18 protein-coding genes and 1 pseudogene are annotated in these 12,194 nt (G+C 73.6%); 6 read left to right on the top strand and 13 right to left on the bottom strand.

Annotated features, from left to right (window positions below; genetic code table 11):
- The first annotated feature begins 114 nt into the window (after positions 1–114).
- A complete protein-coding gene (locus AB0J24_RS05550) occupies positions 115–510 on the top strand; it encodes a MauE/DoxX family redox-associated membrane protein (protein WP_358675872.1) in 396 nt (131 codons plus the stop codon).
- A 10-nt stretch (positions 511–520) separates the two neighbouring features.
- Complete coding sequence (locus AB0J24_RS05555; protein ID WP_358675875.1) at positions 521–1,324, top strand: DNA-formamidopyrimidine glycosylase family protein; 804 nt, start codon at positions 521–523, stop codon at positions 1,322–1,324.
- A gap of 253 nt (positions 1,325–1,577) precedes the next feature.
- Here AB0J24_RS05555 and AB0J24_RS05560 read toward each other — a convergent pair.
- From AB0J24_RS05560 to AB0J24_RS05575, 4 genes and pseudogenes are all read right to left on the bottom strand, one after another.
- A pseudogene (locus tag AB0J24_RS05560) lies at positions 1,578–2,291 on the bottom strand (PspA/IM30 family protein); the annotation flags it as partial.
- Positions 2,292–2,474: 183 nt separating this feature from the next.
- The gene (locus AB0J24_RS05565) at positions 2,475–2,843 is read right to left on the bottom strand and encodes a helix-turn-helix transcriptional regulator (RefSeq protein ID WP_358675878.1); all 369 of its coding nucleotides are present in this window, start codon (positions 2,841–2,843) and stop codon (positions 2,475–2,477) included.
- Positions 2,844–3,015: 172 nt separating this feature from the next.
- Positions 3,016–3,624, bottom strand: coding sequence for a CDP-diacylglycerol--glycerol-3-phosphate 3-phosphatidyltransferase (gene pgsA / locus AB0J24_RS05570; RefSeq protein ID WP_358675881.1), 609 nt, complete (start codon positions 3,622–3,624; stop codon positions 3,016–3,018).
- A complete protein-coding gene (locus AB0J24_RS05575) occupies positions 3,621–5,144 on the bottom strand; it encodes a radical SAM protein (RefSeq protein WP_358675883.1) in 1,524 nt (507 codons plus the stop codon). The genes pgsA and AB0J24_RS05575 overlap by 4 nt, the downstream gene beginning before the upstream one ends.
- A 59-nt stretch (positions 5,145–5,203) precedes the next feature.
- Here AB0J24_RS05575 and AB0J24_RS05580 point away from each other — a divergent pair, with 59 nt between their 5' ends.
- From AB0J24_RS05580 to AB0J24_RS05590, 3 genes are read left to right on the top strand one after another with little or no spacing between them, the layout of a single operon-like run.
- Entirely contained in the window at positions 5,204–5,737 is a 534-nt protein-coding gene (locus tag AB0J24_RS05580; protein ID WP_358675886.1) for an amino-acid N-acetyltransferase, read from the top strand.
- A 31-nt stretch (positions 5,738–5,768) separates the two neighbouring features.
- A complete protein-coding gene (locus AB0J24_RS05585; RefSeq protein ID WP_358675889.1) occupies positions 5,769–6,608 on the top strand; it encodes a helix-turn-helix transcriptional regulator in 840 nt (279 codons plus the stop codon).
- A gap of 13 nt (positions 6,609–6,621) precedes the next feature.
- Positions 6,622–7,083, top strand: coding sequence for a tRNA (cytidine(34)-2'-O)-methyltransferase (locus tag AB0J24_RS05590; RefSeq protein ID WP_358675892.1), 462 nt, complete (start codon positions 6,622–6,624; stop codon positions 7,081–7,083).
- Positions 7,084–7,099: 16 nt separating this feature from the next.
- On the opposite strand, the gene AB0J24_RS05595 is transcribed toward AB0J24_RS05590, so the two are convergent.
- Complete coding sequence (locus AB0J24_RS05595) at positions 7,100–7,495, bottom strand: hypothetical protein (RefSeq protein ID WP_358675895.1); 396 nt, start codon at positions 7,493–7,495, stop codon at positions 7,100–7,102.
- 156 nt (positions 7,496–7,651) lie between these two features.
- On the opposite strand from AB0J24_RS05595, the gene AB0J24_RS05600 reads away from it, so the two are divergent.
- Positions 7,652–8,041, top strand: a complete 390-nt coding sequence (locus tag AB0J24_RS05600; protein ID WP_358675897.1) for a helix-turn-helix transcriptional regulator — start codon at positions 7,652–7,654, stop codon at positions 8,039–8,041.
- Here the strand turns inward: AB0J24_RS05600 and AB0J24_RS05605 are convergent.
- From AB0J24_RS05605 to gvpJ, 8 genes are all read right to left on the bottom strand, one after another.
- On the bottom strand, positions 7,956–8,255 hold the full coding sequence (locus AB0J24_RS05605) for a gas vesicle protein K (protein ID WP_358675899.1): 300 nt from the start codon (positions 8,253–8,255) through the stop codon (positions 7,956–7,958). The genes AB0J24_RS05600 and AB0J24_RS05605 overlap by 86 nt on opposite strands.
- The gene (locus AB0J24_RS05610; protein ID WP_358675902.1) at positions 8,245–8,475 is read right to left on the bottom strand and encodes a gas vesicle protein; all 231 of its coding nucleotides are present in this window, start codon (positions 8,473–8,475) and stop codon (positions 8,245–8,247) included. The genes AB0J24_RS05605 and AB0J24_RS05610 overlap by 11 nt, the downstream gene beginning before the upstream one ends.
- Positions 8,472–9,221 carry a GvpL/GvpF family gas vesicle protein gene (locus AB0J24_RS05615; protein WP_358675905.1) on the bottom strand — a complete coding sequence of 250 codons (750 nt, stop codon included), beginning with the start codon at positions 9,219–9,221 and terminating at the stop codon, positions 8,472–8,474. The genes AB0J24_RS05610 and AB0J24_RS05615 overlap by 4 nt, the downstream gene beginning before the upstream one ends.
- A gap of 3 nt (positions 9,222–9,224) precedes the next feature.
- Positions 9,225–9,701 carry a gas vesicle protein gene (locus tag AB0J24_RS05620; protein WP_358675908.1) on the bottom strand — a complete coding sequence of 159 codons (477 nt, stop codon included), beginning with the start codon at positions 9,699–9,701 and terminating at the stop codon, positions 9,225–9,227.
- A 29-nt stretch (positions 9,702–9,730) separates the two neighbouring features.
- Entirely contained in the window at positions 9,731–10,351 is a 621-nt protein-coding gene (locus AB0J24_RS05625; RefSeq protein WP_358675911.1) for a gas vesicle protein, read from the bottom strand.
- A gap of 445 nt (positions 10,352–10,796) precedes the next feature.
- Entirely contained in the window at positions 10,797–11,039 is a 243-nt protein-coding gene (locus AB0J24_RS05630) for a gas vesicle protein GvpG (protein ID WP_358675914.1), read from the bottom strand.
- A gap of 1 nt (position 11,040) precedes the next feature.
- Entirely contained in the window at positions 11,041–11,790 is a 750-nt protein-coding gene (locus AB0J24_RS05635; protein ID WP_358675917.1) for a GvpL/GvpF family gas vesicle protein, read from the bottom strand.
- The gene (gene gvpJ / locus AB0J24_RS05640) at positions 11,787–12,173 is read right to left on the bottom strand and encodes a gas vesicle protein GvpJ (protein WP_358675920.1); all 387 of its coding nucleotides are present in this window, start codon (positions 12,171–12,173) and stop codon (positions 11,787–11,789) included. The genes AB0J24_RS05635 and gvpJ overlap by 4 nt, the downstream gene beginning before the upstream one ends.
- Positions 12,174–12,194 lie beyond the last annotated feature (21 nt).

Consider the following 12,194-nt stretch of genomic DNA (forward strand, 5'->3'; position numbering starts at 1 on the left):
CGGCCCACGGGCGGGAGCACCGGGAGCACCGGGAGCGGCCGGACGGCACCGGGAGCGACCCTGCGCCGGGCGTCCCGGGCTGCCCCGTCGTCGCAGCCCTGCGACGATCACCGGATGACCCGTCACCGTCCCGAGCGCACCGCGTACGCACTGGCCGGGCTGCTCGGCACCGCCGCGGTCCTGCATGCCGTGCGGCCCGAGCCGTTCGACTCGATCGTGCCGGAGCGGCTGCCCGGCACGCCCCGGTTCTGGACCTATGCCTCCGGCGTCGCCGAAGGAGCGGTGGCGGTGGCGCTCGCCCACCCCCGGACCCGCCGGATCGGCGGGTACGCGGCGGCGGGCCTGTTCACCGCAGTCTTCCCGGCGAACATCTCGATGGCGCTGCGCTGGCGCCGCGAACCGCCGCTGTACCGGGCGATCGCCTGGGCCCGGCTCCCGCTGCAGATTCCACTGGTGCGGTGGGCACTGCGGGTCGCCCGGTCCGGGTCACCGATCCCGACTGCCGCGTAGCGTCGTCCCGGTGCCCGAGGGAGACACCGTGTACCTGGCCGGGAAGCGGATGCACGCCGCGCTGGCCGGGCACGAGCTCGTCCGCGGGGAGCTCCGGCATCCACGCCTGGTGGAGCACGATCTCGCCGGCCTGACGGTCACCGGCGTCGTCCCGGTCGGCAAGCACCTGTTCACCCGGTTCGCCGACGGCCGCAGCCTGCACAGCCACTTCCGGATGGACGGCGCCTGGCACCTCTACCGACCCGGGATGCGGTGGCAGCGTGCGGCGCACCAGGCGCGTGCGGTGCTGGAGACCGCTGACCGGGTCGCCGTCGGGTTCGCCCTGCACGACCTGGAACTGCTGCCGACCGCCGACGAGCACACCCTGGTCGGGCACCTCGGGCCGGACCTGCTCGATCCCACCTGGGGTGAGCGGCACCACGCCGAAGCGCTGCACCGGCTCACTGCCCGGGGGGACCACGAGCTGGGCCTCGTGCTGCTGGAACAGCGGGTGATGGCCGGGCTGGGCAACCTCTACCGCAACGAGATCTGCTTCCTGCTCGGTGTGACACCGTGGGTGCCGGTGCGCGAGGTGCCCGACCCGGCCCGGGTGATCGCGCTGTCCCGGCGGCTCCTGTCGTCCAACAAGGACCGCCCGGAGCAGACGACCACCGGCTCGCTGGCGGCGGGCGAGGCGCACTGGGTGTTCGAGCGGCCGGGCCGTCCGTGCCGCCGGTGCCGGTCCCGGATCCGGACCGCGGATCAGGGCCGGCCGCCCTACGCCCGGGTCACCTACTGGTGCCCGCGCTGCCAGCGGGGCCCCGCCCCCCGCTGATCCGCGGCGCCACCGGCCCCGTGCCGCACACCCCTTCCCTTCGCCACACACCTGTCGCAGCAGGTGTGCGGCGAGGCGGAAGGGTGTGTCGTGGCCCTACCAGGTTCGGTGCTGCGGCTCAGGCCGTGCCGGGCTGGTTCTGCTGGGTGGGGTCGGACTGCTGCGCCGGGGCGGGCGACGACGGCAGCTGCTGGGTGCGCTGCTCCCCCTGCCCGACCTGCGGTGCCTGCTGACCCGCGATCGGTGCGCCGGACATCGAGGCCCGGATCTGCTCCAACCGGGACGCGCCCGCCATGTCGGTGGTCGACTGCTGGACCTCCAGCATCCGGCCCTGCACCGAGTTCTGGGCCAGCTCCGCGGAACCGAGCGCGTTGGCGTAGCGCTTCTCGATCTTGTCGCGGACCTCGTCCAGGGACGGCGCGTTGCGCGGAGCGGACAGCTCGCTCATCTGGCGCAGCGAGTTCGCCGCCTGCTCCTGCATCTTCGCCTGCTCGAGCTGGCTGAGCAGCTTGGTCCGCTCGGCGATCTTCTGCTGCAGCACCATCGAGTTCCGCTCGACGGCCTGCTTGGCCTGCTCGGCGGCACCGATCGACTGGTCGTGCAGGGTCTTGAGGTCCTCCACGCCCTGCTCGGCCGTCACCAGCTGGGTCGCGAACGTCTGCGCGGACTGCTCGTACTGCTGGGCCTTCTGCTCGTCGCCCTGGGCGCGGGCCTGGTCGGCCAGCACCAGCGCCTGCCTGGCCGAGGACTGCAGCTTCTCGATCTCCCCCAGCTGCCGGTTCAGCTTCATCTCCAGCTGACGCTGGTTGCCGATGACCGCCGCCGCCTGCTGGGACAGCTGCTGGTGCTGCCGCTGGGCGTCCTCGATGGCCTGCTGGATCTGCACCTTCGGGTCCGCGTACTCGTCGACCTTCGACGAGAACAGGGCCATCAGATAGCTCCATGCCTTGGTGAATCCGTTGGCCATCTCTTCGCCTACCTCCGGGTGGGGCTCGCTCACGACCGTGCCCGCTCCGCGGCGGGCGCACCGGACCGCGCCGACCCCGCGTTCCCCCCGGTGGTCGGCACTGGCGCTCCGGCCCTCTCCATCCTGGCACCGCTGCCAGTACGCGCGCACCCTACCGTGACGAGCCGGAGGTCACGCGGCGCATCACGCCGCCGACGCCACCGGCCCGCCGGACGACGCCGGGACCGCCGCACCCGCGCCGGGGCGCCCGGCCAGCCGCAGCTCGGCGTGTCGCTGCCCGATCGGCACCAGCACCTCGTCGGCGGTGCGGTCGTGCGCCGCCGGATCGGTGCTCATCTCGCGCACGACCGAGGTCAGCAGGTCGGCGACGGTGATCCCGAGCGCCTCGCAGATCGCGGCCAGCAGTTCGCTGGAGGGTTCCTTGCGGCCCCGCTCGACCTCGGACAGGTAACCGAGGCTGACCCGAGCGCCCCGGGAGATGTCGCGCAGCGTGCGCCGGCGCGCGGTCCGCGCACGTCGCAGGCCGCTGCCGATCGCTTCCCGCAGCAGCATGTGCCCTCCTCGAATCGGCCCGGGCCGCACCGCGGTACCGGAGCCCGATGCGCATCACCGTACCGACTCACCGGCCCGACCGGCGCGGTCGAACCCGGGTGGCCGTGTCCGCCCACGGCGAACACGCGCCCTCCTGCACAACGCCGCGGCCCCCGCCGGTAGTCCCGTCCGGTCAGGTCGCCGCTCGGACCGCCTTCACCACGTAGTCGATCCCGGTCACCACGGTGAGCACCAGCGCCACCACCAGCACCGTCCACTGCACCACCAGCACGGCGGTGAGTGCATCAGGGAACAACAACGGCAGCGGCAGCAGCAGCAGCCCGATCGCGAACGTCTGCGCGACCGTCTTCGCCTTGCCGCCCCGGCTCGCCGGGATGACCCCGCGCCGGATCACCAGGAACCGCAGCACCGTGATGCCGGCCTCCCGGCCGAGGATCACGATCGTCACCCACCACGGGACGATGCCGAGCACCGACAGCCCGATCAGGGCGGCCCCGATGAGCGCCTTGTCCGCGATCGGGTCGGCGAGCGCCCCGAACCAGGTGACCAGTCCGCGGCTGCGCGCCAGCTGGCCGTCCAACCGGTCGGTGAGCGCGGCCACGACGAAGACGGTGAACGCCGTCGTCCGCCAGAACGTGTCCTCGCCGCCCTCGGCCAACAGGGCCGCCACGAACACCGGGACCAGCAGCAGGCGCAGGCAGGTCAGCGCGTTGGCGATGTTCAGCAGCGGCGCCTGGCCGCCGACCGGGACGGTCCCCCCGGTCGGCTGCGGGGAGCTCATCCGGTCCCTGCCGCGAGGGCCGCGACGTCGGCGGGGGCACCGGCGGGGAGCAGCTCCACCGCCTCGACGAGCAGGTCGACCCCGTCGGTGTCGACCACCCGGCACCGCACCAGGTCACCCGGGCGCAGCGAGCCGGGCTCCGGAGCGCCGTCGGCGGCGGCCACCACGTAGGACTCGCCGTCGGCGTCCGGTCCCTGGTGGGCAGCCCGCCCGGCGATCTCCGGCTCGGCGCCCACCGTCTCCTCGGGCTCGGACGACCGTTCGATCAGCAGCACGACCTCGGAACCGATCCGTTCCTCGGCCCGCTGCACCATCAGCTCGTCGACCAGCTCGGAGATCCGGGCGACCCGGGCCTGCACCTGCGCCGGGTCGAGCTTGCCGTCGTAGCCCTCGGCCTCGGTGCCGTCCTCGTCGGAGTAGCCGAACACACCCACCGCGTCCAGCCGGGCCCCGATCAGGAACGCCTCCAGCTCGGCCAGGTCCTCCTCGGTCTCACCGGGGAACCCGACGATCACGTTGGACCGGATCCCCGCCTCCGGTGCGAGCGCCCGGATCCGCTCGCACAGGTCCAGGAAATCGGTGCGCGAGCCGAACCGGCGCATCCGGCGCAGCACCGGCGCGCTCGCGTGCTGGAACGAGAGGTCGAAGTACGGTGCGACTCCCGGCGTCGTCGCGATCGCGGCGAGCAGATCCGGCCGCAGCTCGGCCGGCTGCAGGTACGACACCCGGACCCGGCTGATCCCGTCGATCGCGCCCAGCCGCGGCAGCAGGTCGACCAGCGCGCGGGTGCCGCCGGGCAGGTCCTTGCCGTAGGACGTCGAGTTCTCGCTGACCAGCACCAGCTCACGGACGCCGTCGGTCGCCAGCCACGCGGCCTCGCCGAGCACGTCGGCCGGTGGGCGGGAGACGAAGCTGCCGCGGAACGCCGGGATCGCGCAGAAGGCACAGCGCCGGTCGCAACCCGACGCGAGCTTGAGCGAGGCGACCGGGCCGCCGGTCAGCCGGGTACGGCCGGGCACGGCGATGTCGGGAACCCAGTCGTGGCCGGGCACCGACACGTCGGCGGTGGCGGCCGGCCGCTCCACCGGGGAGATCGGCAACAGGGTGCGCCGGTCCACCGGGACGTGCGGGGCCGGGGCGTGCCCGCCGAGCACGTCGGCGAGCCGGTCGGCGAGCTCCGGGTAGGCGTCGAAGCCGAGGACGGCGTCCGCCTCCGGCAGGTCGGCGGCCAGCTCCGCACCGTACCGCTCGGCCAGGCAGCCGACCGCCACCACCTTCGCGCCGGCCGGGCGGGCCACGTCGGAGGCCGCGAGCACGGTGTCGATCGAGTCCTTCTTGGCCTGCTCGACGAAACCGCAGGTGTTGACGAGGATGACATCGGGATCCCCGTCCTCGGCGTCGACCAGCTCCCAGCCGGACCCGACCAGCCGGCCGGCGAGCTCCTCGGAGTCGACCTCGTTGCGCGCGCAGCCCAGGGTCAGCAGCGCGGCACGCCGGGGTGTGTTGTCGGGGGAAGCCACGGCCTACAGGGTAGACGGCGGGGAGGTGGTCCCCGGCCCGGCGTCTACGCTCGTCGTCCGTGCCCGACGCACCCGAGCCCCAGCTGCCCGATTCCGGCCCGACCGTGACCGTCCGGCGCGCCCGCACCCCCGACGTCCGGGTGATCCGCGAACTGGTCGACGAGTACGCGGGACGCGTGCTGCTGGCCAAGGAGACCGTCACCCTCTACGAGGCCGTCCCCGAGTTCCTGGTCGCCGAGCTGGACGGGAAGGTCGTGGGTTGCGGGGCGCTGCACGTGCTCTGGGAGGACCTCGGCGAGATCCGGACGGTCGCGGTGTCGCCGTCGGTGGTGGGGCGCGGGGTCGGGCACCGGATCGTGGACGCGCTGATCGACGAGGCCCGCGAGCTGGGCCTGCGGCGGTTGTTCGTGCTGACCTTCGAGAAACAGTTCTTCGCGCGGCACGGCTTCGCCGAGATCGACGGCACACCGGTCTCGGCGGAGGTGTTCGCCGCGATGCTGCGCTCCTACGACGCGGGCGTCGCCGAGTTCCTCGACCTGGCACACGTCAAGCCGAACACCCTGGGCAACGTCCGGATGCTGTTGACCCTGTGACCGCGGGCCGCCTGCGGCGATACTGGTTCCCGTGGCGGAGCGGGCCGGCGCGGCGCGATGGCGGACCTCGGCCGCGCTGCGCCCACTGGTGTCCGAGATCTGGGTGTGGCGGGTGGGCGCCGGTCCGCCCGGTACCCATCAGGGCGTGTCCAGCGGGCACCTGACGGTGACTCTCTGCATCGAGGGATCGGTCGAGCTGTTGCGCAAGCCGGACCCGGTTCGTGGCGCCGGGCGGTTCGCCGCCTCGGTGGCCGGCCTGCACGCCTCCCCCGCGGTGATCGCGACCGGTGAGCCGCAGGCCGGGCTGCAACTGGCACTGACCTGGCGGGGAGCGCGCGCTCTGCTGGGGCTGCCGGCCGCCGAGATCCTCGGCGACGTCGTCGACCTCGCGGACCTGTGGCCGCAGGTGGGCTCGCTGCTCGACCGGTTGCACGCGGCACCGACCTGGACGCGGCGGTGCGCCCTGCTGGACGCGGCGCTCTGCCGGATCGCCGCGCGCCGGCCCGCCCGGGGCGGGCCGCCACCCGAGGTCGGGCTGGCCTGGGACCGGCTGGTCGGCTCCGGTGGCGCGGCGCGGGTCGCCGCCCTCGCCGACGAGGTCGGCTGGTCGGCCCGGCACCTGGGTGAGCAGTTGCGCCGGGAGACCGGCCTGGGCACCAAGACCCTCGCCCGGGTGATCCGTTTCGAACGGGCCTGCGGACTGCTGCGCCACTCCCCGGCCACCGCGCCCGCCTCCACGGCCGAGGTCGCGGCCGTCTGCGGCTACGCCGACCAGCAGCACCTCGCCCGCGAGTTCCGCGCCCTCGCCGGGACCACGGCGGGCAGCTGGCTGGCGGAGCGGCCCGGTTCCGGGGTGACGGAGGCCCGGTGACAGGGTCGGTGCCGTGCTCCGTATCGCCCTGCACACACCGGAGATCCCGCCGAACACCGGCAACGTGATCCGGCTGGCCGCCAACACCGGGGCCCAGCTTCATCTGGTGCGGCCGCTCGGCTTCTCGCTGGAGGCGACCGCGGTGCGCCGGGCCGGGCTGGACTACCGCGACCTCGCCGACGTCGTCGTGCACGAGGACACCGGGGCCTTCGCGGCGTGGGTGCGCGCCTGCGCGGCACGGGTCGTCGCGTTCGTCCCGCGGGCGGACCGGTGGCACACGGACATCGGTTACGCACCGGGTGACGTCCTGCTCTTCGGCCGGGAGTCGACCGGGTTGCCCGCGGAGGTGGCCGGTGCGGACTGGGTGAGCGACCGGGTGGGGTTGCCGATGCGGCCGTCGAGCCGCTCGCTCAACCTGTCGAACGCCGTCGCGGTGGCCGTCTACGAGGCGTGGCGGCAGCTGGACTTCCGCTGACCCGGGCCGGCTCGCGTCAGGCCGCCGCTGCCCGGACCGCCGCGACCAGGGCCCACACCAGCGCGGCCACGACCAGCACGACGAGCGACACGAGCAGCAGCACCGGCGCGAGCGCGACGACCACCCCGATCATGACCTTCGCCGCCGTCCCGAGCGCGGCGAAGCCGGCGGTGAGCGCGCCCCACAGCGGATTGCGGCCCTGCGCGAGCGCCCGTCCGGCGCCGAGTGCGGCCGCCGGGGCGGGCCCGCCCGACTCGGCGATCCGTTCCAGCGAGTCCGCGAGCTCGTCGACCTTCGCCAGGGCGAGCGCTGCGAACCGGTCGAGCACGGCGACGACGAGCCGTTCGGCGGAGTCACGCAATCGCCCGGTCACCCGACCGTCACATCGTTCACCGACCTCGATACCGCTCATGGTCGCCCGCCTCTCGCCGTGCCGATTCCGTCCCGAACGATCAGTGGGCCGTGGGCGGTTCCGGAAAGGGATGCCGTTCGCTCCGTGACGGCCCGGCCGGACATCTGGTGAAATCGCGTCGCGGCACATCGCGGGAACCGGGCCGGAGGGAGAGCCATGGAGTTCCGAGATCGTTCCACGGTCGACCATGTACTGCTCGCCGCGGTGTCGCGCGAACCGGGTGACGGAGCTGCCGTCAGACGGGCCGTGCACGAGCGTTCCGGGGCGCGGGCGTCACTGCCCTCCGGTCTGGTGCACCGGGCCCTGCACCGGCTGGAGCGGAACCGGCTCGTGCGGCGGGAACCGGGGTCTCGGGTGTACCGGCTGACCGCGTCCGGGCGGCGGGTGCTGCGTTCGCACGACCGGGAGCTCGATGAGCGGCTCGGCCTGCTCCGGTCGCTGCGGGACGGTGACGGGCCGCTCACCGGCGGTGCCTCGGCAACAGCGGACCGAGCGGACCGAGCTCCAGATTCAGGTCCTCGGCGGTCAGCCCGAACTGCTCGGTGAGCTCGTCCATCGCCTCCTCCAGGTGCATCAGCGCGGTGCCGAGGTCCTCCACCTCCGCCTCGTTCAGGTCGCCGTCGCCGACCCGGCGCAGCGCCTGCCGTTCCATCAGCTGGCGCAGCAGCTCGACGACCGTCAGCACCAGTTTCATCAGGTCCCGGCGGACCTCGTCGCGGTCGATCGCGATCCGTCCGGAAGGCCGGGTCTCAGCGGTCATCGGTGGGCCTCCCCGTCCCGTCCGTCCCGGCGCCGTCACCGGCCGGCGCGATCGACACGACCAGCGCCCGCAGCGAGATCCTGATCAGGTCCACTCCGGCGAGCGAGATCGTGACGTCCCCGGCCAGCACGACCCCGCCGGCCAGCAACCGGTCCAGCAGGTCGACCAGCGCGATCTCGCGACCCGCCGGCAACAGGGTGGCCTCCTGCGGTTCGCTCACCGCTCGTCCCCGGCGAACGAGTACGGCACCCACGGTCCGGTGACCTCGACGGTGAGCGTGCTCCCGGTGATCGCGGCGTCGATCGCGGCGCACCATCCGTCCCGGTCCGCCTCCTCGACCAGATAGGCGCCGTTGAGCACCATGGTCCCGGGGCGACCGGTCAGCTCCGCGGCGTGCAGCCGGTGCCGCCGCCCGGCCACCGCGAGATCGCAGGCGACCCGGTGCAGCTCCTCGGCAGCGGCGGACGCGGCGTCGTCGTCCCGGGCGGCGTTCGACAGGGCGGCGCGGCGGCGCCGCAGATAATCCGCCCCGGAACTGGGCCGATCCGCACGGGCCTGCGGCTGCGGCGCCCCGGCGAACGCCTTGACCCCCCACTCGGCCCGTCCCCGCAACCGGTCGAAGAGCCCGGTGAACGAGTCGGCACGGTCGGTGAGCATGGCCCGGACCCCGTCCTCGTGGTGATAGACGGTCGCCAGTGCCAGCGGGACGAGCACCGACCTGTGCCCCAGCTCGTCGACGACGCCGTGGTGCTCCCGCGCCGTCCGCGCCAGCCAGGTCAGGTCCTCCAGGTTGGACACCAGTGCCGACTCGCCGAACTCGTCACCGGGTACCTGCCCGGCGGCCGCCCAGTGCGCCCCGTCACCGGTGATCGCGTGGACCGGGCGTCCGGCGATCCCGGTGAGACCGTCGAGGTCGGGAACGGGCGCCTCGGCGACGGCGTACACGTAGACGAGATCCGATGCCACCCCTCAGCCCTCCGACCGGTCGCGCGCGGGACGCCGGGGGGCGGTGCGCGGGTTGCGGCGGCGCGGGGCGTCGCGGTCGGGTGGGTCGGTACGGCCCGCTGCAGCCCGGCGGCCATCGCGGCCCGGGCGCGCGCCGTTACCCGCTGCTCCGTCGGGGAGCGCCCGTTCCAGCCGCTCGACCCGCTCGCGCAACCGGGCGTTCTCCTGCTCCAGGTCGCCTCGTCCCGCCGACAGCGTCGGGTCCCGCTCCCACCAGTCGATCCCCATCTCCTTGGCCCGGTCGACCGACGCCACGACCAGCCTGATCTTGATCGTGAGCAGCTCGATGTCGAGCAGGTTCACCTGGATGTCGCCTGCGATGACGATGCCCTTGTCCAGCACCCGCTCCAGGATGTCGGCGAGGTCGGTGCCGGACTGCTGCCGCGGCTCGGGCCGGCGCTGCTGCACACCGGGGCTGCTCCATCGGACGGTGTCGCTCATCAGGTCCTCTCTCCTGCGGGGTCGCTCGATCAGTCGTCGCCGCGTCCGCGCTGGTAGCGGCGGACCCGCTGGTACGACATCAGCTCGGCTTCCGGATCGAGCTCGGCCTCGTAGACGGCGAGCACGTCCGCGGAGTCCGGGATCCGCTCGGTCTCGACGACCTCGACACCGATCCGCCAGCCTCCGTCCTCCCGGCTGACGAACGTCACGCCCTCCGGGGTCTTCCCGGTCATCTCGTGCACCTGCTCGACGGCGGCGCGGGCGGCCGCGCGGGCACCGATCCGCCGCCGGGGTGCCGGATCGGCCTCCGCGCCGTCGGGCCCGGGAGCGTCACCGGCCGGCCCGGACTCGCCCACTCCGCTGTCGGGGGTCGTCACCTCGTCGCGGTCGGTGGGGGTCTCCACACCGTCGGTGCTGTCGTAGGCCAGGTCCCGTCCGTCGGGCTCGTCGGGCCCGGGGTCGTCGAGCCCGGGGTCGTCGAGCTCGGGGTCGTCGAGCTCGGGGTCGTCGAGCTCGGGGTCGTCGAGCTCGGGGTCGTCGAGCTCGGGGTCGTCGAGCTCGGGGTCGTCGAGCTCGGCACGGTCGGGCTTCCCGTCGCGGGCCACGTCGGCCGGTCCGATCCCGCCGGTCGCCGCCTCGTCCGCTTCCACGGTGTCCGGCGGCGGCCCCCTGCGTCCGGCCGTCCCCCGCCTGCCGGTGGTCGGACGCCGCCCGCGATCGTCGGCCACCGGGGCGCCGTCGTCCGCACCCCGGCGGGCGCTCCGGGGACGGGACGGCGTCCGCGGCCGGTCCTGCTGTCCGCCCTCCTGTCCGCCTTCCGGTCGCGCGGTCCGGCGGCGCGCCGGGCCGCTCCGCCGGCTGTCGTCACCCGCTCGTGGGGACGCATCGGGGTCGGGTGCCGAGTCCCGGGTGGTCCGGCCCTCGTCCGGCGGTCCCCGGCGGCGCGGTCGCTCCCGGTCGGTCCCGCCGGACCGTTCGCGCGGTGCTCGCCGACGGCGGGTGGGCTCATCGGCCGACCGGCGGCCCGCACGGGCCCCCGGTTCTCGTTCGGCAGCCGGCCCGACCCGTCGTCGCCGGGCTCGGCCGGGATCGGGCTCAGCCATCTGCCGGCCCTCCCGAACCCGTCAACCTCGCCAGCAGGAGCTCCTGCTGTTCGTCACGCTCGGCCTCGGTGATCTCACCGCGCTCGTACGCGCGTTCCACCTGGTCGATCTGCCGACGGACCGCCACCGGGTCGTAGAGCTGCGCGTGTGCCTGGTCCCGAAGCTGCTCGCCCACCCACACGACCCCGCGCAGCGGTGCGAGCGGCAGACCGAGCAGGCCGCTGAACAATCCCATCTCAGCTCTCTCCCGTGGGTTCCGGCAGGAAGTCGTACGGCGCGACCGGCCCGATCAGCCGCAACCGGACCCGTCCGTCCCATTCGTCACCGAGGGCGTCCACCGCCTGCTCGAAGTCGGCGAGCCGGTCGCGATGGACGAGCAGTGCCAGCTCCAGGGCGCTGTCCTCCTCAGCCGGATCCTTGGGTGCGACGGCGACCGCGAACGGCTCCAGCCGCTCCCGTGCGAACCCGGCGTCGGCGGCCCGGATCCGGTCGACGTGGACCGAGATCGCCTCCCCCAGGCGGATCCGCTCGTAGTAGGTCGCATCAGGGTCGGCGTCGCGGACGGAATCGCTGAGCTCGCGGATCTCCGCGTCGGCGGCGAGGATCGACGAGACCAGTTCGTCCTGGTCATAGCGGCCGTGCAGGACGAACTGCCGGCATCCGTCGAGCTGTTCCAGGGCCCACACGAAGTAGTCGTGGTGGTGGCCGAGCAGCTCGTCGACCACGGCGGTGTCGTTCTCGACCACGCCCCCGAACCGCATCGGCAGCACGGTCGTCGCCCGGGCGAGGGTGTTCACCACTCGCTCGTGCGCGATCAGGTCGTCGCGGCCGCCGAGCGGCCGGTCCCGGGCAAGGTCGCTGACGACGGCTCCGAGCCGGCCGTGGTCGATGATCGCGACCTCGTCGCCACCGCCCACCGGTGCGAGCCCCTCGGGCAGCTCGACCTCGGCTCCGACCACCGCGTAGATGTAGGTCGCGGTGCTCACGCCTCGCGCTCCTTCCGGGACCGACGTTCGTCGCGGAGGTCGTCGAACTTCTCCTTGCCCGCTTCGATCATCCCTTTGGTCTTTCCCTTCGCCCCTCCTTGCGTCACACCCTCGGTGAGACCGCCGACGACCTGGCCGAGGTCCTTACCACCCTTCTGGTGCAGATCGAGCCGATTCGTCGCCTCCGCGAACCGCAGATAGGTGTCGACACTGGCCACCACGATCCGGGCATCGATCGTCACCAGCTCGATACCGACCAACGACACCTTCACGAAGACGTCGATCACCAGCCCCTTGTCCAGGATCAGATCGATGACCTGCGCGAGGTCGCCCTGGGGGGCACGATCGACGCGGCTGGGACCCTGCCGTTGGCTGACGGTCATGGGGTCGCCCCCTTCGTGGAC

The sequence above is a fragment of the Pseudonocardia sp. NPDC049635 genome, from assembly GCF_040659795.1.
Lineage (GTDB): Bacteria > Actinomycetota > Actinomycetes > Mycobacteriales > Pseudonocardiaceae > Pseudonocardia.